Genomic DNA, 22,076 nt, shown 5'->3' on the forward strand with positions numbered 1-22,076 from the left:
CCGGCGGCCCTAGCCGGGCTGGGCCATATCGTCAGGGCTGAGAGTGAAAGCCTTGCCAAAGCCGCCGTTCAAATTGCCCAGGCGCAGGTCAAAGCGCACAAAAGAGAAATCGGCAAACCCGATATAGAGTTTGGATTTGGGATGGCCGCGCAGGTAATGCGCGGCCAATTCCGTGTGTTGGCTGCTTTGATTGTCAACGAACCTTGCCGTGCCGACCAGGCTCAAGCGCGGATGGGTGAGCGGATCCCCCTTGGGGCCGGGTTCGCCGACCAGCAGGGAGCAGGCTGGATTGGCGCGCAGATACTGGCCATGCAGGGCAAGGCTGGAGATCAGGCTGATGGGCTGACCTAGCGGGCAAAGCCCAAAGGCAACCCGGGTGACAAGCGGGCAGCCTGTGCTGTCCAGCGTCGCCAGAGCAGCAAAGCGGGCCGTCTCCATCAGGCTTTGTGCGAGGGTGCGGGCGGCGTCATCGGTGGGTCGGATCGGGGAAGGTTTGGGGGCTGGTTGCGAGGGGGGCTGTGTCATTGGGATAGGTCTCTGAGCCAGTTGTTTGATCAGGGGAGCAGCGGAAGGTTCTGGCTAGAGCGCCGCGTTAGAAGCGATGCCACAGTGCGACCTTTAGGCCCAGACTTTGCGTTTTTGCGCGCCGGTATTCAAGCCCGATGGTCAGGTCACGGGGCTCAAAGCCCAGTTTGTCAGCCAAGGACAGATTGGCGAGCTTGATGCGCAGGGAAGGTGTAATTGCATAGGTGAAATCGTTGCCTCGGCTCAGAGATGTTTCGATCCGCAACAGCGGTGAGACCCGGCGATTGCTTTCTAGTCCAAAACTCCCGTCCAGTTTCCAAAGCGGATAATCGGCATCGCCACGCTGCTCGTAGGCCAGATCCACGCTGCCCCAGAAAAGCCCCTGTCGGGTCGCCCAGTTGCGTCCGGCGGACAGGGTGAGGCGATACATCGGGTGCCAGGCGAATGCTGTGTGATTACCTCCCAGAGCCAGCTCGACCGCGACTTGGGTTCTGCGCGGGCCTTGGCGCAGAGGCAGCCGCGCAAAGACCAGCGCATGGCCGGATTGGTTGTCCTGCTGGTTCAGATCAATTCCAAGATCAAACCGGGGTGAAAGCCCAAAGTCACGATAGTAGCCAAACTCGCTGACCAGCCCCTGCTCGGATTTTCGCAGCGTTACACTGGTTGCGGAGAAGCCGGTATCAACCGGGCGCTTCCAGGCGCCTGCTTTGGCCATCAAGGGAAAGGCAGCAAGGCAGAGCGCCAGAACAAAAACACCAGGACGAGACGTGCGTGGTTGAGGGGAGGGGAGATCGAACATATGCAATCCATACGTGCGCTACCGCTGCTGACAAGCCCGTGGGGAAAAAACGAGTCATATTATTGGCGCAACCATCGTAGGCTGGTCACACTTAGCCAAACAGCCAGGGAGAAGCCTATGCCAAAAATTACCGATGGTGCGGAGATCCAAACGGTCATTACGACCTTTGAAATGACACCAGGGACCTGTCAGGATCTGCTGGATGCGCTGCAGGATGCCTATGGTGCCTTTATCTCGAAACAGCCAGGATTTGTGGCGGCGGGGCTGCATGTGAATGATGCACAGACGCGGATTGCAAATTATTCACAATGGCGCAGCCGCGAAGATTTTATGGCGATGCTGCGCTCTGATGAGATGCGGGCACGCAACCGAAAAATCAACGAGCTCTGTCGCAGTTTTGAACCGGTGATGTATGAGGTCTCTGCCACATTCGAGGCGTCCTGATCGCACAAGAGGTGAGGTCACAAAGGGCAAAGTCCCTGATTTGAATCAAGGTCCGTAGGATGATCTGGGTCCATGCTCCCCTTAGGCGAGTAGCCAAGGAGGCTTTCATGTACCACAATATTCTCGTGCCAATTTCCTTTGACCCGGATCGGGATGTATCGGCGCCGCTCAAACTTGCGCAGCTCTTAGCCACACCAGAGGCTAAGATTACGCTGCTTCATGTGGTTGAACAGGTGCCGGCCTATGCGATCTCCTACATGTCTGCAGACTATCTGGCCGACACACGCAAAGCGTTGGAATCTGAGCTGGCGGCCCTGGCCAAGACGCTGCCAAACACTGCCAACAGCCTTGTGATCGAAGGGCACTCGGGGCGGTCGATCCTTGACTGGGCGGAGGTCAACAAACCCGATCTGGTGATCATCTCATCTCACCGTCCAGGCATGCAGGATCTGCTGCTGGGATCGACCGCCAGCCAGGTGGTGCGTCATGCGGCCTGCGCCGTGCATGTGGTGCGGTAGATCCCTGCGGCCCCATGGGGCCACAGTGGTTTTTCAGCCGGAAGGTTCAGCGAAGGCGGCCAGGCCCTAGGGCTCGGTCGTCTTCATGTCTTTAGGCGTGGCGCAGAAATCCGGTGATCAGGGTTTTGGCCAGGCGGATCATGCCACCGGGCAAGAGCGCGGATCGCAGCAGAATCTTGTTGGAATTCACTGCAGCAGCAATGCGTGTATAGTGTTCCTGCTTGTTTGCTGCAGAGCGCAGCAGGACGGTTTCTGCCTGGGCCATTGCCTGCACGGCGGCGCGGTTCACCCGTGGGATGGAGGCCGGCTTTACTGGAGTATAGGTTTCAAGGGCACGTCGGCGTTTGGGCTGGGTGGTGTCGCGGTTCTGCGCAACCACTGCTTCTAGTCGGCGTTCAACCTGTTGCAGGGCTTCTTTGGCCTCGGAATAGGCGCCATTTCCTTCCAGTTGGCTTGCGGCGCGCCGATAAACCCAACGATAGCAATCACATCGATACGCTGGCGGCTGATTGCTACAACGGTCGCCGCCCCGTGTCAGCGTCTTTACCACGGATCTGGTTGTTGCGTTGCTTAAGCCATAAGAGGCGGCGCCACCGCCGCCCGCATCTCCGCCCGCCTGCGCTGGGTTTGGGCTTTGCGTCAGGGCAAAGAGCGCAATCAAAGGAACAGAGGCTGCAATTCGTTTAATAATATTCATAAAAACTCTCCTCATTACCAGGGCAGGGTAGCATGAAGGAAGCATGAAGCAAGCCACCCGAGGCTTGGCATTCTTGGCCCCAGTTGAACCAAGTCTGGCAAAACCCAGGGCGTCGATCCTGGTCAGTCGCTTTAGGCCCACTGGAGGCAAAGGACCAAAGGACCTTTGATCGGATGTTCAGCATCGCCATCGGCAATTGGCCGGGGACGCTCTTGGTGCCGAAGCCATCTTTGTTGTGACCACAGGTTCTTGCTAGCAGTTGCTCCCTAGTCTGGTCATCAGGCGCGGCTGCGCAGGGCATAGCCTGCAAAAACCCCTGCCAAGCAGCCAAAGAGATGAGCCTCCCAGCTTACTCCTGGCTGTCCGGGCAAGAGACCCCAGATCATGGTGCCGTAAAAGAAAGCAACGCCAATGGCGACCAGCAGGGGCAGGGGGCGTTTTTCGATCAGGCCTCGGGTCACCAGAAACCCAAACCAGCCAAAGATTAGCCCCGAGGCCCCCACATGGATTGCGCTGGCCCCAAAAAGCCAGAGGCCTAGACCTCCAAACACAACGACAATGGCCGAGGCCTGCAGGATCAGCCTGGGCGCGGTGAGGGTCAGCAAGCCGCCCAGCACAACCAGCGGCACGGTATTTGACGCGATGTGGCTCAAGGAACCGTGCAGAAATGGCATCATCACAACCCCGTCCAGCCCGCCGATGGAACGCGGGATCAAGCCGAACCAATCGTTTAGCGCATAGCCCGAGATCAGGTTTACCCCCTGCACCGCCCAGATCACAGCTATGAGTATGGCAAGCCAGTAAAACCGTTCCAAATTCATCACCTCTGACACTGTTTTCTGTGAACAGGATTAGCACGAAGGGTCAGGTGGCGAAATGATGGGTCGATTGACGGGCGTGGTTTTGCATTTTGTCCCTGGAGGAGCGCCTGGCGCGCGCATAACGTGGCAGCGGAGAATGCCACGCTATTGAGCCCTGCCGCGAAAGACACTGCCATGAAAGCCGTCCTGTTTGAAAAGTTCCAAGAGGCCCCCAAACTCACCAGGGTTGATGATCCCAGCCCGGAGCCGCACGGGGTTGTGTTGAAGGTCGAGGCTACGGGGGTGTGTCGCAGTGATTGGCATGGCTGGATGGGGCATGACGCCGACATCGACCTGCCGCATATTCCCGGTCATGAGCTTGCCGGGATTGTCGTCGCGACGGGCAGGGAGGTGACCAATTGGAAGCCGGGAGACCGGGTGACGGTGCCCTTTATCTGCGGCTGCGGGTCCTGTTCGGAATGTCACGCGGGCCAACAGCAGGTGTGCCTGCATCAGGAGCAGCCCGGGTTCACCCACTGGGGCTCATTTGCGGAATATGTTGGCATCCATCAGGCGGATCTAAATCTGGTGGCTTTGCCTTCGGATATGGAGTTCGCAACGGCTGCCAGTCTTGGGTGTCGTTTTGCCACCTCCTTTCGGGCGGTGGTGGACCAGGGGCGGGTTTCTGCCGGGCAATGGGTGGCGGTGCATGGCTGTGGCGGCGTCGGGCTCTCGGCTGTGATGATTGCCAGCGCTGCTGGTGCCAATGTGATTGGCGTCGATCTGGATCCCGCCAAACTGGCGCTGGCCCAGAGCTTGGGGGCAGTGGCCACTGTCAACGGGGGGGAGGCAGATGTGCCTGCCGCTATCCGGGATCTCACCCGTGGGGGCGCCCATGTGTCGCTGGACGCTCTGGGCCATCCCGTCACCATGACCAATTCCATTCTGTGTCTGCGACCGCGCGGCAAGCATATTCAGGTCGGGTTGATGCTGGGGGAGCACGCGCTCCCTGCGGTTCCCATGTCCAAGATCGTCGGCCAGGAGATCGAGCTTTTGGGGTCTCACGGGATGCAGGCGCATCGCTATGGCGCAATGCTGGATATGGTGCGCAGCGGTAAGCTGAACCCGGCGCTTTTGGTGGGAGATCAGATCAGCCTGGCTGAGGCGCCTCAGGCTTTGATGAACATGGATCAGTTCCAGTCCCTCGGCGCCACGGTCATCACCCGGTTCTGATCAGGCGACAGTGGCCTCTCCAGGGCGATCACAGAGCGACGCTCCGGCGGGGTGCTGTGCCAGCAGCTGAGTCAGCCCACAATTGCCCTGGACCAGATCCTGGAGCGTCACCATGTCCAGCTCGTGATAGAAGGCATCCAGTGCCTTGTGGATATAGTTGCGCAGGCGGCAGACATCGGTCAGCGGACAGCTGTTTGTGTCAGGTTCAAAACACTCTGCCACTGGAATTTCGGATTCAAACAGTCTGAACATCTCGCCGATCGAGACTTGATCCATTGGTCGCGCCAAGCGAATGCCTCCGGTGCGGCCCCGCATGGTGCTGATATAGCCTTCGCTCTGCAGCCGCTGTACCACATGGGCGGTATGGTTTGTCGAAGAGTTGCACAGCGCTGCGATATCCGCAGTCTTGAGCAGACGATCCTGCGTATTGGCGCAGGCCATCAATATGCGCGCAGCAAGATTGGTTCTGGTGGTCAATCGCATTTTGGCTCCTCTCGCGGTGGACTATTTCTGCAATGGAAATACCTGAATGGCCTTGAGCTACATCAAGAATGGCGCAGATCGACCAATCGCAGGCGGCAATCCCTAAGGATCAGGGCAGCGCAGTGCGCAAAGCGGCACCGATTGATCCAGATGTCCCAGCCAGTGCAGCGGCTGCAATAGATATATTCCATATTTTAGATGAGAAGTTGATGTAGATCAATTTAACATTGTTAAAATGGAATATGAATACTCTTAATACGCATTTTTGATGTGGGAAAAGAGGCCAAAGGGACTCGTGCAAAGGGGATCCGCAGGGCGGTTTTGGGCTGCTTTCTGTGGCTTTGGCAGGAATGGCCTGACGTCTTGGCCTGGCCCTTTGGCGTCACGAGTTTGGCCCGCACTAACGATGCAGCCTAATGCAATAAAGGAAAACGTGATGAAGAAACTTGCCTTGGCTACCCTTGCAGCCCTCTCCCTGACCGGACCTGCTCTGGCGCAGGAGACCCCCGAGACGCTGGTGACGGTCCTGACGGCGCCGGAACCTCAAACGCAACTGATGGCGATGGTTCTGGCCATGCAGGCGGCAAAACAGGGGGCAGCTCCCCATATTTTGCTCTGTGGTCCAGCCGCAGATATCGCGCTCAAAGAGGCGCCGGAAACGGCTACGGCACCGCAGCCCCCGCGCGATATGAGCCCCCGTGGCTTGATGAGCAAGATTGCCGCCCTGCCAGGGGCCAAGGTCGAGGTCTGCGCCATCTACCTGCCGTCAAAAGGCGCCGATGCCTCCATTCTGATGCAAGGCGTAGGGGTCGCCAATCCCAAAGAGATGGCAGCGGCCTTGATCGCCCCAAATGCCCGGGTGACGTCCTACTGACGAGATCGCGTTGCCCCTCTGCCTCTGGATGCGGAGGGGCAACGCGATGTGCTGTGTTTGGCATCTATCAAACAACTTTCCTGAGGAGGACGTCATGACAAAACTGAACGCCACGCGTCGGCAGTTTTTCGGACTTGCAGCTGGAGGAGCCGCTGCCCTGACGGTGCCACAAGATCTGCAGGCGCAGGTCGCCACAAAGGCCCGCATCGTCATTATAGGCGCCGGGGCGGGTGGGACCGCTTTGGCGAACCGCCTGATGAAAAGATTGGACGGGGCAGAGATTACCCTGTTGGACCCCAGGGTTCAGCATCTGTATCAACCGGGGCTTTCGCTGGTGGCGGCAGGTTTGAAACCCGCCGACTATGTCACCAGCCTGACTGCGGACTGGCTGCCTAGCGGCGTGACGCTGATCCCGGAACGGGCGGCCGCCATCGACCCCGAAGCCAAGACTGTGGCCACCGACAGCGGCAAGGCTCTGGGCTATGATTTTTTGGTGGTGGCGCCAGGGCTGGTGCTGGATCACGATGCTATTGAAGGCTTTTCGCTGGATATGGTGGGGCAGAACGGCATTGGTGCGCTCTACGCCGGGCCGGATTATGCCGCCAAGACCTGGCAAGCGGCCTCCAAACTTACCGAAGAGGGCGGTGTTGGCCTGTTTACCCGCCCCGAGACCGAGATGAAATGCGCCGGTGCGCCGCTCAAACATACCTTTCTGATTGATGACATCGCCAAGCGCGCAGGCAATGGCGGCAAGATCGACGTGCAGTATGCCGCGCCGCAGGGCGCGCTGTTTGGGGTGCCTATCGTGGCCGAGAAAGTCCGGATGCTGTTTGGAGATCGCGGCATCGACAGCCATTTGAGGCACACCCTTAAATCCATTGATGCCGGGGCCAAACGTGCGCGCTTTGCCACGCCCGAGGGTGAGGTGGAAATGGGATATGACTATCTGCATGTGGTCCCGCCACAGCGCGCGCCCGATGTGATCCGGCAATCGGGTCTCAGCTGGGCCGACAAATGGACGGATCAGGGCTGGGTCGAATGTGACAAGGCCACGCTGCGCCATCTGCGCTACCCCGAGATCTGGGCGCTGGGCGATGTGGCAGGGGTGCCCAAGGGCAAGACCGCAGCCAGCGTGAAATGGCAGGTGCCGGTGGTCGAAGACGGGTTGGTTTCGGCCATTGCCGGGACTGAGCCACGCGAGACCTACAATGGCTATACCTCTTGCCCGATGATCACCCGGGTGGGGCGCGCCATGCTGGTCGAGTTTGATTATCAGAACAATCTGGTGCCCTCTTTTCCCGGGATCATTGCCCCGCTCGAGGAGCTTTGGATCAGCTGGTTGATGAAGGAAGTGGCGCTGAAGGCCACCTATAACGCCATGCTGCGTGGCCGGGCCTGAGGAGGGCAAAAGATGAAAGATATGACATTTGGAACCCTGATCGCCGTATTCGAAGAGATCTTTGGGCGGGGGGTGTTCTGGGCGATGGTGTTTGTCGCCCTGCTGGTGACCCTGACCTATTTTTATGTGCTGATCCGCGATCGGGCCATCAGCTGGCAAAAGTTCCTGCTGGCGCAATTGTCGATGCCGATTGGCGCGATTGCAGCGGTCTGGTTCGTCATGGTGGTGACCAATTCCAGATTGGCCAATCTGGGCGGGCCGATTGATCTGATCGTCTTTCTAGGCGTGGCACTTGGCGGGGCCATCGGGATGGCGATTCTGGTCTATACTGTGCAATCGCTGTTTTCAGACCCCCGACGCCTGGGCGACAAGAGCTGAACCTGTTGTGGGTCGATCTTGCGCAGAACGACAATGGCCAGCCGGGGACTGGCCACTTTTTTGCTTGCGGCTTTCCCTTTAGCCAAGGCCCCTGGCGCGTTGCACAATGGCGTTGCAATCTGCGCCCCTGGGCAGGGTGCCATAGCTGCCGGACCAGGCTGCGCCCAGGCGCGAGGCACAAAAGGCGTCCGATACAGCAGCCGGCGCGGATTTCACCAGCAGCGCCGCCTGCCAGACAAGCGCCATCTGTTCGGTCAGGCGCCGGGCGCGCAGCTCGATGTCGCTGTGATCCGCCAGGGCCTCTTTTAGATCGTCGAGGGCCTTGTCCAGATGCCCATTGCCGCCTCTGGCGCTTTCCACCTCGCGCAGGAAGGCGGGGCCTGCCTCTGCGTCGCGCTGCAGCGCACGCAGTACATCCAGGCAGATCACATTGCCCGAACCCTCCCAGATCGAGTTCACTGGCGCCTCGCGATACAGACGCGGCAAGATGCTTTCTTCGACATACCCTGGCCCGCCATGGCATTCCATGGCCTCATAGGTGTGGTTTGGGGCGCGTTTGCAGATCCAATATTTGCCAATCGCTGTGCCGATCCGGGCCAGAGCTGCGGCCTCTTGGTTGCCAGCTTCGCCTTCATCAATGGCACGGCCCAGACGCAGGCTCAGCGTGGTTGCGGCCTCAGATTCCAGGGCAAGATCCGCCAGCACATTCTGCATCAGGGGTTGATCGATCAGCAGCTTCTGAAAGGCCGAGCGGTGCGCGGTGTGATGCAGCGCCTGCACCAGCCCCTGCCGCATCAGCGCCGACGAACCAAAGGCGCAGTAGAAGCGGGTGCCCTGCACCATCTCGATGATGGTCTTGATCCCCTTACCTTCGGGGCCAACCAGCAGCCCCCAGGTGTTCTGGAGCTCCATCTCGCTGGAGGCATTTGATTTGTTGCCGAGCTTGTCCTTGAGCCTTTGCAGGAACAGCCCATTGCGCTGGCCATCTGGCTGAAAGCGCGGGACCAGAAAGCAGGAGAGTCCTTCTTCGGCATAGGCGAGGGTCAGAAAGGCATCCGACATCGGCGCTGAGCAAAAGAATTTGTGCCCGGTCAGACGATAGCCTTCGCCGTCACGGACCGCGCGCGTGCTATTGGCCCGTACATCCGATCCCCCCTGTTTTTCGGTCATGAACATGCCCATCTGGGCGCTGGTCTTTTCCCCAACAGGGATGTCGCGTTTGTCATAGGTGGTCGAGAGCAGTTTTGGCAGCCACTCCTTGGCAATCTCTGGGCTGGCCTTGAGGGTCGGAATGGCCGCATAGGTCATGGCCATGGGGCAGAGAACACCACCCTCGATTTGGTTGAGCATATAGTTCAAGGCCGCATGGGCCACATGCGCGCCCGCACCGCCGTTGTTCCAGGCGAAATTCGGTAGCCCATGCGCCACGGCCAGATCTTGCAGCGCGTGATAGGCCGGATGAAAACTGACCTGATTGATCCGCATCCCGTAGCGGTCAAAAGGTTTCAGCTCGGGGTCAAAGCGGTTGGCTTGATTGGCCAGCTCCAGCACCTCTTCGCGGCCCGCAACCTGACCAAAATCTGCCAGCTGCGGCTCCGCCCAGGCGGCGCCCTCCCGCGCGATTCCTTCGCGCAGCGCCAGATCCGAGCTCCAGAGATCCTGATCCCCCATATGCGGTGGCATATTGGTGACTTCATGGGTCGGAAGAACGGCAGTTGGATTGCGATAGCTCATGTGATTGCTCCCTATGGGTGTCCGGTGACGGCGTTCAGGCAAAAGCTGACGATGGCCTGGATGTCGGCGCTTCTATCGCCGGTGGTGGTCGTTGGCTCATCGGCAAGTGGTCCGATCAGAGACTCGGCCAGGGCGCCAACCATGCAATTGGCGACCACTGCTGTGTTTTGCGCCGGGAATTCGCCGCTGGCGATTCCGTCCTCGACAATCAGGCCCAGAACCTCGGCATAGGATCTGCGAAACACCAGGCGTTCCCTGTCGACCAAGGTGTCTACCGGCTCAAAAATCAGGGCATAGGCCAGCACTGGGGATTGGAGCGCACGGCGGGCAAAAACCTCTAACGCGTCGGTTAGGCGCGGAGCGGCAGCACCGCCAGAGGCTGCAATCTCGGACATGACCAGGACTTCGCGCTGGGTGACCCGCCGAAACACCTCGGCCATCAGATCGGCCTTGGAGGGAAAGTGGCGGTAGAGCGTGCCGGTTGCCAGTCCCGCAGCCGCCGCAATCGACGACATGTGAACGGCGGCAAAGCCACCCTCGGCGACGGTTTGGCGCGCTACGCTAAGAATCTTATGCTGCACCTCTTCCTTGTGCTTTCGGGTCTTTTCGGTTGCGCGATAGGCCATGATGTGAATCCGGATTCATTTTGAAATACTGAACCGTGATTCACTTTATTGTGTCAAGCTTGACCACCATTTAGGCAGGCAAACGCAACGTCAGTTAAAAAGGGGGCACTTGCCAGGAGCGGGCCGGGCGGCACGGCGGCGCTCTTGCTCAGGGCTGTGCGGTGACACAAATGGGGCTGGCCTGAGGGGCGAAACTGCGACTAGGTTAGCCCAAGGATTGTATGGATGCGCCTGGAGTTCCCGTGAGGGGGCAGGCTGGGCCAGCATTGGGAAAGAAGATCAGTAGCGATGACACGGTTTGGACTTCTCACACTTGTTGTTGTGACCATGATGTTTGGAACTTGGGCGCGGGCACAGACAGAGCTGAGCATGTGGTATCATGGGTCGCAGAATGAAACTGAGCGCGCTCTGATTTTGGGCATCGTTGAGGATTTCAATGCCAGCCAGCAGGATTGGAAAGTCACCCTGAAGAGCTTTCCGGAAGGCAGCTACAATGACGCCGTTGTGCGGGCTGCTCAGACCGGGAACCTGCCGGATATCATTGATGTCGATGCCCCTGTCGTGGCGAATTGGGCCTGGCAGGGATATTTGCAACCGCTGAACATTGACCAAAGCCTGGTGGCGGATTTTTTGCCCTCTACCGTTGGACGCTGGAAGGGCGAGATCTATTCTGTCGGCCTATGGGAGGCTGCCGTTGCGATCCTGACACGCAGATCGACTTTGGCAAGACATGGTATTCGTTTGCCCGATTTGGCGCAGCCCTGGAGTGCCGCAGAATTCGAAGAGGCGCTGGTCAAGATCAAGGCCGGAGGAGAGTTCGACTATCCTCTTGATCTAGGCACTGCGCGAGCGGGCGAATGGTTCCCCTATGCCTTGAGTCCATTCTTGCAAAGCTTTGGTGGTGATCTGGTGGACCGCTCTACCTATCTGTCGGCCAAGGGCGTGCTGAATGGCGCAGAGGCGTTGGATTTTGGCCAGTGGTGGCAATCCCTATTTGACCGCGGGTTGGTCCCTGGCATGGACGCGCCGCAACCGGACCGGACCATGGGGTTGATTGATGGCACATATGCCATGGCCTGGAATGGCAATTGGACCGTATTGGATTTTATTGCGGCCCATGGTGAGGACGCCCTGTTCCTGCCAGCCCCTGATTTTGGCAAGGGCAGCGTGATTGGCGCCGGCAGCTGGCAGTTTGGCGTTTCGGCCACCTCCAAACATGTGGCAGGGGCCAGTGCTTTTGTCGCCTTTGCCATACAGGACCGCTATCTGACCGCAGTTGCAAATGAACTGGGATTGATCCCGCCGACGCTTTCTGCGGCCCGGCGGTCAGTGAACTATGGCCCGGACGGGGCTTTGTCGGGCTTTGTCGATTTGTCGCGCAAACAGGCCTTGGTGCGACCCGTCTCTCCCAGCTATGTTGTCATTGCAAAAGTGTTTGAAAGAGCTCTGGTTGAGATTGCAGAGGGAGCAGACGTGAAACAGGTGCTGGACGAGGCGGTCTGGGACATTGATCGCGATATTCTGCGCAATGCTGGCTATGCTAACGAGTAACTATTTTTCTTGGAAATTTGGCATCTTCTGATCTGACCCTGACCCTGACCCAGGGTCGGAGTCTGGATTTAACATGCTGTATAAAAAGGAATTTTTTGTGTTAAAGCAGATCCCGCCAAGGTTTCACTGCGCCACGAGGGGGCTCTGCGCCCTGTTGGGGCTGGCCCTTCTTGTCGTCTTGCCCACACGATTGACAGCTGAACCCCTGCGTGTGGGTTTCTATGAAAACCCGCCTAAGATCTTTCGAGATGCGGAGGGGCAGCCCACAGGTTTTTGGCCGCAGGTGACAGAGGCCATATTGTCCAACCTGGGATATGAATTTGAATATATCGAATGTGAATGGGAAGCCTGCCTACAGATGGTGAGGCAGGGACAGCTGGATCTGATGCCTGATGTTGCCTTCTCCGAGGAGCGGGAAAAGCAGTTCCAATACATCAATGAGGCGCTCATCTACTCTTGGTCGACCATCGTCGCCGCTGAAGGGGTCGAGATCAAAACACTGGCCGATTTTGAGGGCAAGCGCATTGCCGTCCTTGCCAACAGCATTCAGGAACGCGACCTCAGCCGGTTCTTGCGGGAGGAAGGGCTCAAGAGCAAACTGATCTGGACCTCTTCGGTGCAGGGCGCGGTTGATGCGGTCATGGTTGGCGATGCGGATCTGGCAATCACCAACACGTTTTTTGCGGTGCGCATGGCAGAACAAGAGGGGCTCTATATCCCCGAGTTGCCCTTCCAGGTGAACTCCTATCATTTTATTGTCCCACCCGACGCCCCGCGCAACTTTGTTCAGGCGCTGAACCTGGAAAGCTACCGTCAGCAGATGACCTTTGGTTCGGCGTTTCATTCCGCTGAGTATGAATGGATTTCCTTTCACCAGGCACCGCTGCCGCCCTGGCTGGTGACGGCCTGTCTGTTTGCAGGGGCTGTGCTCTTCGTTGCCTCGGCGCTGATTTTTATCCTGCGCCGTGTTGTGCGGGCTCGCACAGCAGATCTTGCCAGAACGGTCGAAGCACTGAGCAGCGAGATCGATCTGCGCAAAAAGGCAGAGAAATTTGCCCTGGAGACCCAAAAGTTCGACGCTATCGGGCGGTTGGTTGGGGGCGTTGCCCATGACTTCAACAACCTGCTGTCCGTGATCATGGGGAATTTGGAGCTCTTGAAAGAGCAAAAGGAGCTTGATGCGAGTTCGCAGAAATTCGCGGATCAGGCGTTGATGGCAACCAAACGCGGAGCCAAACTGACCTATGATCTCTTGTCTTTTGGTCGCCGTGCCCAATTGGTCCCGCAGGTGCTGCGAATAGATCTCGTCCTGCGCGGAATTGAAGAGATGCTGCGCCGAACGCTGCCAGAGAACATCGCGTTGGAGTTCTCCTATTCCCCGCATTTGAAAGCCGTGCTTTTGGATCAGGGGCAGCTGGAAAATGCAGTCTTGAACCTGGTGGTCAACGCGCGCGACGCCATGCCAGAGGGCGGGCGGCTGACAATCACGGTTGCCGACCACGGCAGGGAAACAGGCGGTAGCGCTTCGCCGGATCGTGTTATTGTGACCGTGATCGACACCGGTTTGGGTATCAAGGAAGACGCGCTGACGAAGGTGTTTGAACCCTTCTACACAACCAAGGAGGTCGACAAGGGGTCGGGCATGGGGCTGGCCATGGTCCATGGCTTTGTGACCCAGTCTGGCGGCAAGATCAGCATTCGCAGTGTCTGGGGGCAGGGCACAACGGTAGAGCTGAGCTTCCCGGTGACACAAGGGGTGCCAGAGCAGATCGGCGACAGCAAAGTATCTACAGGCCTGTTGGGGGATGAAAGGATCCTGTTGGTCGAAGACGATGAGGATGTTCGCACTGTATTGAGCCAGAGGTTGTCTGCTTCTGGATTTTTGGTGACGCAGGCCTGCGACGGTGCGGCGGCACTGGAGAAGATCAAGGCACCCGATGATTTCGACCTGGTGGTGACCGACCTGACGATGCCTGGAGCCTTGCAGGGGGTGGAGCTGGTGCAGCGCCTCCGAGAGAAAACAGGTGCCCGTCCTACCGTTGTGTTGACGGGCTATGGACCTGATGCGCTTGGCAGTCTGGCCGAATTGCCAAACTGCCTTCTCTTGAGCAAGCCGGTTTCCGGCCCGCGCCTGATCTCAAAGATTCGCAGCCTTCTGGACAGCTGAAGGCTGCGCTTGATCATTGGCACCAGGCCCTGTCAGGTCTGTCCCCGTCGGAGCGGACAGGGCAATCAGGCCTGGCGTCTTCTGGCTGCGAAACCTCATAATATATTGAATTAAAATGTAATTCCCTGTTGATTTTTCTTTGTGCCTGTGTGGGGTAAGGATATTCACTGTCACGCGTTTGTTAAATCGATGCAGTACCTCCTTGCGCAATCTAAGTGGCAGCGGGCGGCGCGCATGAAGTACCGAACCATCTTTTTGTCCGATATCCATCTCGGAACTCCGGGATGTCAGGCCGACCTTTTGTTGGATTTCCTTAAAAGCCATGAGGCCGAAACCTATTATCTGGTTGGCGATATTGTGGATGCCTGGCGGATCCGGCGAAAAGGCTTTCTTTGGCCTCAGGCCCATAATGATGTGGTGCAAACCCTTTTGGCCAAGGCGCATGGGGGCGCGCGGATCTACTTTATTCCCGGCAACCATGATGAATTCCTGCGCTCTTACTATGGCACCCATTTTGGTGGCATCGAGGTGGTTGCCTCTGCGACGTTTACGGCAGGAGATGGCAAGCGATATTTGGTGACCCACGGCGATCAGTTTGATGCAGTTGTGACAAATGCCAAATGGCTGGCTCATCTGGGCGACCAGGCCTATGAGTTCATGCTCTGGCTGAACACCCGGCTCAACCGGCTGCGTCACCTTTGGGGGGGGCAATACTGGTCGCTATCAAAATGGGCCAAGCATCAGGTCAAGCAGGCGGTCAATTTCATCAGTGAATATGAAAACGTGCTGACCGCCGAGGCGCGCCGGGGCGGGTATGACGGGGTGATCTGCGGCCATATCCACAGCGCGGCCATTCGGGACATGGATGGGGTGGCTTATGTGAACACCGGCGACTGGGTTGAAAGCTGCACAGCCGTTGTTGAACGCGCTGATGGCAGCCTCGCCCTGATCGATTGGGAACGCTCTGCGCGGCGCTCCCGTCATCGCGCGCGCCGGGCGCAGCGCAAAGAAAAAACTCTAGAAAATGTATAGGGGATACCCCGATGAATTCTTCCGCCCAGGCCCAATTGGATGCTGCCGTTCTGCAGGACGGCGATGCCGCCACCGGCAGGTTGGAACGCCTGTTCTCGCGCCTGTTTCTGGGGCTGGTCTATCCGCAGATCTGGGAAGACCCGGAGGTCGATATGGCGGCGCTGCAGATCACTTCGACAGACAATCTGGTTTGTATTGCCTCAGGCAGCTGCAATCTGTTGTCCTACCTGACGGCGGGGCCTGCCTCGGTCACCGCGGTTGATCTATCCCCAGCCCATGTGGCCCTGGGGGAGCTAAAGCTGACAGGGGCCCGGAACCTGCCGGACTATGCCGCTTTCTATCAGTTCTTTGGCCGGGCCGACATGGCCAGCAATGCCGCCCTTTATGATCGCTATATCCGGGCAAAATTACCGCCGCACGCGCGGGAGTACTGGGAGGCACGGCAGCCGATCAGCCGCCGGATTTCGTTGTTCCAAAAAGGGTTCTATCGCTACGGGCTGCTGGGGCGGTTTCTGGGGGCCGTGCATATGGTCGCCCGGCTGGGGCGGGTCAGTTTTGCCCCCCTGCTGGCGGCGCGCAGCCTGCAGGAGCAAGAGGCGTTCTTTGACCAGTACATCGCGCCCCTGTTCGACATGTGGCTGGTAAAAAAACTGGCAGGGTTTCGGGCTGTATTGTTTGGCCTGGGCATTCCCCCGGCGCAGTATGACAAACTGGCAGCTGATGGGAATGGCGCGGTCTTGCCGGTGCTACGGGAACGGGTGCGCAAGCTGATGTGTGACTTCCCGATACGGGAGAACTATTTTGCCTGGCAGGCCTTTGCGCGTGGCTATGACCCGGCCCCGGACGGAGCGCTTCCGCCCTATTTGCAACAGGGCAATTTTCAGGCTCTGCAGGACTATGCCGAACGGGGGCGGATCGTGAACCGGTCCTTCACGGATCAATTGCAGCAGGAGCCGCAGGGCTCCAAGCAGGGCTATGTCTTGTTGGATGCGCAGGACTGGATGAACGACAGCCAGTTGAATGAGCTGTGGCAGGAAATCACCCGTACGGCGACACCGGGGGCAAGGGTCATTTTTCGCACAGGCGGGAGTAAGGATATCCTGCCCGGACGGGTGGCTGCGGATATCCTGCAACGTTGGTCCTATGACGCGGAGGCCTCGGAACGCGGCACCAGGCAGGATCGCTCTGCCATCTATGGTGCCTTTCATCTGTACCGGTTCCAGGGGTGATCTGATGGAGAATGCAAGCCAGAACACCCATGCTTCCTTGATGGATCAGACCTATCGGCATCAGCGTTTGATCTATGATCTGACCCGGAAATACTATCTCTTTGGTCGCGACGAGCTGCTTGTTGATCTGCGTCCCGGCCGCCATGCTCATGTGCTGGAGGTCGCCTGCGGGACCGGCCGGAACCTACAGCTGGCAGGCGGGCGGTACCCTGAATGCCATTTCTACGGTCTGGATATTTCGTCAGAGATGTTAGTCTCTGCGCAAAAGAAGCTGGGCAGCACTGTGCGGTTGGCCCAGGCGGATGCCTGCAGCTTTGATGGCGGCCAGCTCTTTGATCGCGCAGAGTTTGATCGCATCTTTATATCCTATGGGATTTCCATGATCCCGGATTGGGAACAGGCGCTGCGTCAGGCTTTTGGACATCTTGCGCCAGGGGGCAGTCTGCATGTGGTGGATTTCTCTGGGCTCGCGGGATGGCCCCGCTGGAGCCGTACCATGCTGCATCGCTGGTTGCATAAATTCCATGTGACGCCACGGTTGCAGCTGCAAGAGATGCTGGGCCAGGTCGCTGCGGATATGGGGGGGCGGGCAAAGTTTCGGCAGCTCTATAGAGGCTACGCGCAATACGGTGTTTTGCATAAAAACGGGTGATGCCCCGATGCATCCCGACGGTCAGGTGCCCCGAGAGCGCTGCTTTCAAGAATGAGGACGCTGAAACCCAGCCAGCACAGTTGGCGCCTGTCCGGGCGGGGTATCGGCTCGCGCCAATGGCGCGCCAAGGCCCAGAACAAGTGTCGCCGCCGTCAGCGTGGCGCTGCCGCCAAGCAGGGCAAGAGCGATAAATTTCAGCAGGGGTAAGAGGGCGTTGTGCATGGATCTATTCCTTGTGTCAAAATGGCTGTGCCATGAGGCATTGCTGGGGCGGGTCGGGGAATTGACGGTTCCGTTCCCCCTTGGATGGCACAAGGAGTAGCTGACATTGGGTGCCGAAATATTGACTGGACGTGCCAAAGACTTGACAGCAAATGCCAAAGGCTGAACCCTTGGTAACGTCTTTGTTATTGCGGTTTTATCACATCACAGGCCGTTCTAATCCCTGCTGAGTGCCTTTATCTGGAGTAGAGAATTGACCTCCGTTTCGACAATCTACGCCAGAAAACAGATCGAACATGCTGAGAAGATCGCTGACAAAGCACCGCTCTATGATCTGATTGGAATGAGCGCGGAACAGCTCGCTGATCCCACCGTTATGGTGCCGGTAGCCGCCTACTTTGATCTGATGGAAGCCATTGCGGACAGCGAGTTTCCCGATCTGACCTTTCACATGAAAACCTGTCAGAGCATGCGCTGTGACGAGTTTGGTGCTTTTGGTTTGGCGGTTAAATCTGCGCCCACTTTGCGCCATGGCTTTCAGCGGATCTGGCGCTATGTGCGTCTGCACAACCGCGTCGCCACATTTGCGGCCGAAGAGGTTGGAGATCAGTTCCGCTGGTCAATGAAAGGTCCCAATATCAACCGGATGGGGAGCTTTCTGTCCAGCGAAGCCGCCATGGGCACGACGCTGACACTGTGCCGCGAAACAACCACGCAGGATCTGCGTCCCTGTCATGTCCAGTTCATGCATGAAAGACCGGGGTCTATTGATGCGCTGGTTGCGCATTTTGGCTGTGTGCCCGAATTTGGCGCGCAATCTGATGCTTTGCATTTTGATATCGCTGATTTTGACCGGCCTTCGACCATTGGGGACGCGGGTGTTTGGGAATTTTTGATCACTCACCTGGATCAATCCATTGAGGATGAACCGGATCCGGAAAGCAGCTTTGAAGAGCGGGTGGTCGAAGAGATTGCAAAGCTGCTGAGTGGCGGGGTGCCACAGCTGTCTGAGGTCTCTAAGAACCTAGGATTGGGCGCGCGCACCTTTCAGCGCCGTCTTAGCGAAAGGGGTCATAGTTTTCAGTCTCTTACCGATGAGGCGCGGCGAAAGCTGGCCCAGCAGCTCATAGGCAGTTCGAGCTATTCCTTCTCGGAGATTGCCTTTCTGACGGGGTTTTCAGAGCAAAGCGCCTTTTCTCGGGCCTTTAAACGGTGGTCCGGCCAAACCCCCAAGGCCTATCGCGGGTCCTTGCGGGAGGGGCACGGCATCGAGGCCAGTCCTGCCGAATAAGGCACCCGGAGGCTGCTGTTGATCTGGAAACGGATCTGCAAGGGTTCACCGATCTTGGGACTTTTGATGCGGCGGAAATCGCCCATTGGGCTTTGATCGAATTTGAACTGTCTAGGAGGTCAGAGCGGGGGCTGGAGTATGTGCCATTTGCCACGAAGCTGTACAGGGGGGAAACAAATGCGAATGAAGGCTTCACCTCTCTAACCGTTAGCGCTAACTGTGTTGCATAAGAGCAGGAGGTATGATTCGGCTGAATGGCTTTTAAGGGTTTTTGAAAAATGGACAAAATTTGGTCAGGGCTGGTTGAACATCGCAGGCGCAGCTTGGCGACGACAATTGCGGATTTGTTCCAGACGGACCCTAGCCGGTTTCAGACCTTTTCCTGCGAGGCTGATGGCCTGCTGCTGGATTTCTCCAAAACCGCTCTGGATGAGACCGGGCTAAATGCGCTGGTTGAACTGGCTGAACAGGCAGGTCTTGGCGCGCGCATTCAGGAGATGTTCCGGGGCGAGGCGATCAATGTAACCGAGGGACGGGCCGTGCTGCATACAGCCCTGCGTGCGCCTGAAGAGGCGGAGGTCCGGGTGGATGATGAAGACATCATGCCGCAGATCCATGAGACCCTGCAACGCATGGAGCAATTCGCTCAAGCCCTGCGTCGTGGCGAAGTCTCAGGCAGCACAGGCGCGCAGTTTACGGATGTGGTGAATATCGGCATCGGGGGCTCTGATCTTGGTCCGGTGATGGCAACCTTGGCGCTTGCTCCCTATTGCGATGGGCCGCGCTGCCATTTTGTCTCCAATGTGGATGGGGCGGATATCACCGCAAGCCTGGCGGGTTTGAACCCTGAGACCACGCTGATCATCATTGCCTCAAAATCCTTTACCACCACCGAAACCATGACCAATGCGGCCACGGCGCTCTCCTGGCTGCACACGGCCCTTGGCGAGGGGGCAAACCAGCATCTGGTGGCCGTATCCACCGCCTTGGACAAAACCGCCGAAATGGGCATCCCGCAAGAGCGGGTCTTTGGTTTTGCCGATTGGGTTGGCGGGCGCTATTCGCTGTGGGGGCCGGTGGGACTGCCGATCCTGATTGCGGTTGGCCGAGACAACTTTCGTGCCATGCTTGGCGGTGCTGCAGCCATGGATCAGCATTTCAAAACTGCGGACCTGCGTCATAACCTGCCGATTCTGCTGGCACTGGTCGGCATTTGGCACAGCAATATCTGTGGCTATGCCACCCGCGCAATTCTCCCCTATGAGCAACGGTTGGCACGCCTGCCGGCCTATCTGCAGCAGCTCGATATGGAAAGCAACGGCAAGGGGGTGACCCTGGAGGGGCACCGGGTCAGCCGCACCTCTGGCCCCATTGTCTGGGGAGAGCCCGGCACCAATGGCCAACATGCCTTTTATCAATTGCTACATCAGGGCACGCAGGTGGTGCCTGCCGAATTCCTCATTGGCGCTGAGGGGCATGAGCCCGAACTGTCGCATCAGCATGACCTGCTCAAGGCCAATTGCCTGGCCCAGTCCGAGGCCCTGATGCGCGGCCGTTCCGCAGAGCAGGCCCGGGAATTGGCGGTGAGCCGGGGCATTGCCGATGCAGACCTTGACCGGATGACTGCGCATCTTACCTTTCCCGGTAACCGTCCGTCGGTTACGCTTGCTTACCCACGTCTTACGCCCTTTGTGTTGGGCCAGATCATTGCGCTCTATGAGCATCGTGTCTTCACCGAAGGAACCATCTGGGGCATCAATTCCTTTGATCAATGGGGTGTAGAGCTGGGCAAAGAGCTGGCTGTTGATCTGCTGCCGCTGATCCAGGGAGGCACGGACAGCAGCAAGGATGGCTCTACCCTGGGGCTGGTGGCCAAACTCACAGCCCCCAATCCCGAAACCTGAGAGGCCGCCAGGGCGGCACCACACAAATCTGGAACTGATACACCATGGTTTCTCGCGTCATTCCCGTTGATCCCTTTGATCTGGTGCTCTTTGGAGCCACAGGCGACCTGGCGCGACGGAAAATTCTGCCTAGCCTGTTTCACCGTTTTCAGATCTCCCAGTTTTGCCCGCAAAGCCGTATCATCGGTTCGTCGCGCAGTGCGTTGGATCGCGCGGGGTTTCAGGAGATGGTCGCCGCAGCGATCCGCGAATTTGGCCAGGAGGGCGAGACCGGCGAAGAGGATATCCAGGCCTTTGTCGAACTGCTCGACTATGTACCGGTGGATGCCACCGGTGACATGGGCTGGCAGGAACTGAAGCAGCAATTGCGGGCGGATGTCACCCGGGTGTTTTATCTCTCGGTGGGGCCCAGCCTGTTTCCGGAGATCGCCAGCCGGCTCAGCGCCTGCGGTATTGCTACACCGGCAAGCCGGATTGTTTTGGAAAAACCCTTTGGCCATGATCTGGCTTCGGCGCAGGCACTGAATGCCGCGTTGCGCGATCACTTTGACGAAAGCCAGATTTACCGGATTGATCACTATCTGGGCAAGGAAACCGTGCAAAACCTGATGGCCCTGCGCTTTGCCAATTCCCTGTTCGAGCCGCTGTGGAACTCTACCCATATCGACCATGTGCAGATCACTGTCGCCGAAAGCATCGGTGTTTCGGGGCGGGGTGAATACTACGACCGCTCTGGCGCGATGCGCGATATGGTGCAAAACCACCTGATGCAGCTGTTGTGCCTCATTGCGATGGAGCCCCCTTCGCGGTTCACCCCCAATGCGGTGCGCGATGAGAAGGTCAAGGTGATCGAAGCGCTTGAGCCTGTGTCACAGGAAAACTTGGCACGGGGGCAGTATCGCGCCAACCCGGCCAGCTCTGATCCGGACAGCTATCTCGATCATGCTGGCAATCCAAACAGCCGCACCGAGAGCTTTATTGCGATGAAGGTGCAGGTTGCGAACTGGCGCTGGGCGGGGACACCTTTCTATCTGCGGACCGGCAAATGCCTGCGCGCCCGAGAAAGCGAAATCGCCGTCTATTTTCGTGATCCGCCGCATAATATCTTTGAAGGCGCTGAGGGCGTGCATGGCAATGTGCTCGTGGTCCGATTGCAGCCCGACGAGGGCATCATTTTGCGCACCACGATCAAGGATCCGGGGCCGGGTGGCATGCGGCTCACTGGCGCCAATCTTGATATGACCTTTGCCGACTCCCTGCCCGAAGCCGGGCGCCCTCAAGATGCCTATGAGCGGCTGATCATGGATGTCATTCGCGGCAACCAGACCCTGTTTATGCGCGGCGATGAGGTGGAGGCCGCTTGGGCCTGGGCAGATCCCATCATTGCGGGCTGGAGCCAGTCCGGCGCTGCCCCGCAACCCTATGATCGCGGCAGTTCCTGCCCCGAGGATTCGTTGTTGCTGATGCATCGCGACAATCGCCGGTGGCGAACGATTGGGTCCTGACCTGACGCTCTAC

General features: G+C 58.2%; 23 protein-coding genes. 15 read left to right on the forward strand and 8 right to left on the reverse strand.

Going from position 1 to position 22,076, the window contains the following annotated elements:
• Positions 1-9: 9 nt before the first annotated feature.
• Positions 10-525, reverse strand: coding sequence for a HugZ family protein (locus tag AN476_RS02080; protein ID WP_054459109.1), 516 nt, complete (start codon positions 523-525; stop codon positions 10-12).
• A gap of 67 nt (positions 526-592) precedes the next feature.
• Positions 593-1,324: a hypothetical protein gene (locus AN476_RS02085; protein WP_054459110.1), complete on the reverse strand. Its 732-nt coding sequence runs from the start codon at positions 1,322-1,324 to the stop codon at positions 593-595.
• 117 nt (positions 1,325-1,441) lie between these two features.
• On the opposite strand from AN476_RS02085, the gene AN476_RS02090 reads away from it, so the two are divergent.
• Together AN476_RS02090 and AN476_RS02095 are read left to right on the forward strand one after the other, a co-directional pair.
• Positions 1,442-1,768 carry an antibiotic biosynthesis monooxygenase gene (locus AN476_RS02090; protein ID WP_054459114.1) on the forward strand — a complete coding sequence of 109 codons (327 nt, stop codon included), beginning with the start codon at positions 1,442-1,444 and terminating at the stop codon, positions 1,766-1,768.
• A 107-nt stretch (positions 1,769-1,875) separates the two neighbouring features.
• Entirely contained in the window at positions 1,876-2,286 is a 411-nt protein-coding gene (locus AN476_RS02095) for a universal stress protein (protein WP_054459117.1), read from the forward strand.
• Positions 2,287-2,377: 91 nt separating this feature from the next.
• Here the strand turns inward: AN476_RS02095 and AN476_RS02100 are convergent, their stop codons facing one another.
• Both AN476_RS02100 and AN476_RS02105 read right to left on the reverse strand, forming a co-directional pair.
• A complete protein-coding gene (locus AN476_RS02100; protein ID WP_054459121.1) occupies positions 2,378-2,983 on the reverse strand; it encodes a hypothetical protein in 606 nt (201 codons plus the stop codon).
• A gap of 278 nt (positions 2,984-3,261) precedes the next feature.
• Complete coding sequence (locus AN476_RS02105) at positions 3,262-3,804, reverse strand: rhomboid family intramembrane serine protease (RefSeq protein WP_054459122.1); 543 nt, start codon at positions 3,802-3,804, stop codon at positions 3,262-3,264.
• A gap of 174 nt (positions 3,805-3,978) precedes the next feature.
• Between AN476_RS02105 and AN476_RS02110 the strand changes: the two genes are divergently transcribed.
• Entirely contained in the window at positions 3,979-5,016 is a 1,038-nt protein-coding gene (locus AN476_RS02110; protein WP_054459125.1) for a zinc-dependent alcohol dehydrogenase family protein, read from the forward strand.
• Here AN476_RS02110 and AN476_RS02115 read toward each other — a convergent pair whose 3' ends face one another.
• Complete coding sequence (locus AN476_RS02115) at positions 5,017-5,499, reverse strand: Rrf2 family transcriptional regulator (RefSeq protein ID WP_054459128.1); 483 nt, start codon at positions 5,497-5,499, stop codon at positions 5,017-5,019.
• Between the two features lie 68 nt (positions 5,500-5,567).
• On the opposite strand from AN476_RS02115, the gene AN476_RS22775 reads away from it, so the two are divergent.
• The 4 genes from AN476_RS22775 (at position 5,568) to AN476_RS02130 (ending at position 8,150) form a co-directional block, all read left to right on the forward strand.
• Positions 5,568-5,714, forward strand: coding sequence for a hypothetical protein (locus tag AN476_RS22775; RefSeq protein ID WP_157063660.1), 147 nt, complete (start codon positions 5,568-5,570; stop codon positions 5,712-5,714).
• A gap of 221 nt (positions 5,715-5,935) precedes the next feature.
• Positions 5,936-6,373, forward strand: coding sequence for a hypothetical protein (locus AN476_RS02120; protein WP_157063661.1), 438 nt, complete (start codon positions 5,936-5,938; stop codon positions 6,371-6,373).
• Between the two features lie 94 nt (positions 6,374-6,467).
• Positions 6,468-7,772, forward strand: a complete 1,305-nt coding sequence (locus tag AN476_RS02125; RefSeq protein ID WP_054459132.1) for an FAD/NAD(P)-binding oxidoreductase — start codon at positions 6,468-6,470, stop codon at positions 7,770-7,772.
• 12 nt (positions 7,773-7,784) lie between these two features.
• Entirely contained in the window at positions 7,785-8,150 is a 366-nt protein-coding gene (locus AN476_RS02130; protein ID WP_054459135.1) for a DUF5368 domain-containing protein, read from the forward strand.
• A 78-nt stretch (positions 8,151-8,228) separates the two neighbouring features.
• Here AN476_RS02130 and AN476_RS02135 read toward each other — a convergent pair whose 3' ends face one another.
• The gene (locus tag AN476_RS02135) at positions 8,229-9,884 is read right to left on the reverse strand and encodes an acyl-CoA dehydrogenase family protein (RefSeq protein WP_054459138.1); all 1,656 of its coding nucleotides are present in this window, start codon (positions 9,882-9,884) and stop codon (positions 8,229-8,231) included.
• Between the two features lie 11 nt (positions 9,885-9,895).
• Positions 9,896-10,510, reverse strand: coding sequence for a TetR/AcrR family transcriptional regulator (locus AN476_RS02140; protein ID WP_054459140.1), 615 nt, complete (start codon positions 10,508-10,510; stop codon positions 9,896-9,898).
• Positions 10,511-10,798: 288 nt separating this feature from the next.
• Between AN476_RS02140 and AN476_RS02145 the strand changes: the two genes are divergently transcribed.
• The 5 genes from AN476_RS02145 to AN476_RS02165 all read left to right on the forward strand — a co-directional run bounded on the left by AN476_RS02145 (position 10,799) and on the right by AN476_RS02165 (position 17,141).
• Complete coding sequence (locus AN476_RS02145; RefSeq protein WP_054459141.1) at positions 10,799-12,061, forward strand: ABC transporter substrate-binding protein; 1,263 nt, start codon at positions 10,799-10,801, stop codon at positions 12,059-12,061.
• A gap of 73 nt (positions 12,062-12,134) precedes the next feature.
• Entirely contained in the window at positions 12,135-14,228 is a 2,094-nt protein-coding gene (locus tag AN476_RS02150; protein WP_054459142.1) for an ATP-binding protein, read from the forward strand.
• A gap of 234 nt (positions 14,229-14,462) precedes the next feature.
• Positions 14,463-15,260, forward strand: a complete 798-nt coding sequence (locus tag AN476_RS02155) for a UDP-2,3-diacylglucosamine diphosphatase (RefSeq protein WP_054459144.1) — start codon at positions 14,463-14,465, stop codon at positions 15,258-15,260.
• An 11-nt stretch (positions 15,261-15,271) separates the two neighbouring features.
• Positions 15,272-16,489, forward strand: a complete 1,218-nt coding sequence (locus AN476_RS02160; RefSeq protein ID WP_054459146.1) for a DUF3419 family protein — start codon at positions 15,272-15,274, stop codon at positions 16,487-16,489.
• Positions 16,490-16,493: 4 nt separating this feature from the next.
• The gene (locus AN476_RS02165; protein WP_054459438.1) at positions 16,494-17,141 is read left to right on the forward strand and encodes a class I SAM-dependent methyltransferase; all 648 of its coding nucleotides are present in this window, start codon (positions 16,494-16,496) and stop codon (positions 17,139-17,141) included.
• Positions 17,142-17,186: 45 nt separating this feature from the next.
• Here the strand turns inward: AN476_RS02165 and AN476_RS22780 are convergent, their stop codons facing one another.
• Complete coding sequence (locus AN476_RS22780; RefSeq protein ID WP_157063662.1) at positions 17,187-17,363, reverse strand: hypothetical protein; 177 nt, start codon at positions 17,361-17,363, stop codon at positions 17,187-17,189.
• A 253-nt stretch (positions 17,364-17,616) separates the two neighbouring features.
• Here AN476_RS22780 and AN476_RS02170 point away from each other — a divergent pair, with 253 nt between their 5' ends.
• The 3 genes from AN476_RS02170 to zwf all read left to right on the forward strand — a co-directional run bounded on the left by AN476_RS02170 (position 17,617) and on the right by zwf (position 22,063).
• A complete protein-coding gene (locus AN476_RS02170; RefSeq protein WP_054459147.1) occupies positions 17,617-18,654 on the forward strand; it encodes an AraC family transcriptional regulator in 1,038 nt (345 codons plus the stop codon).
• A gap of 278 nt (positions 18,655-18,932) precedes the next feature.
• On the forward strand, positions 18,933-20,558 hold the full coding sequence (pgi, locus tag AN476_RS02175) for a glucose-6-phosphate isomerase (protein ID WP_054459148.1): 1,626 nt from the start codon (positions 18,933-18,935) through the stop codon (positions 20,556-20,558).
• A 44-nt stretch (positions 20,559-20,602) separates the two neighbouring features.
• On the forward strand, positions 20,603-22,063 hold the full coding sequence (gene zwf / locus AN476_RS02180) for a glucose-6-phosphate dehydrogenase (protein ID WP_054459149.1): 1,461 nt from the start codon (positions 20,603-20,605) through the stop codon (positions 22,061-22,063).
• The last annotated feature ends 13 nt before the right edge of the window (positions 22,064-22,076 follow it).

It is taken from the genome of Phaeobacter sp. 11ANDIMAR09, assembly GCF_001294455.1.
Classification (GTDB): Bacteria; Pseudomonadota; Alphaproteobacteria; order Rhodobacterales; family Rhodobacteraceae; genus Pseudophaeobacter.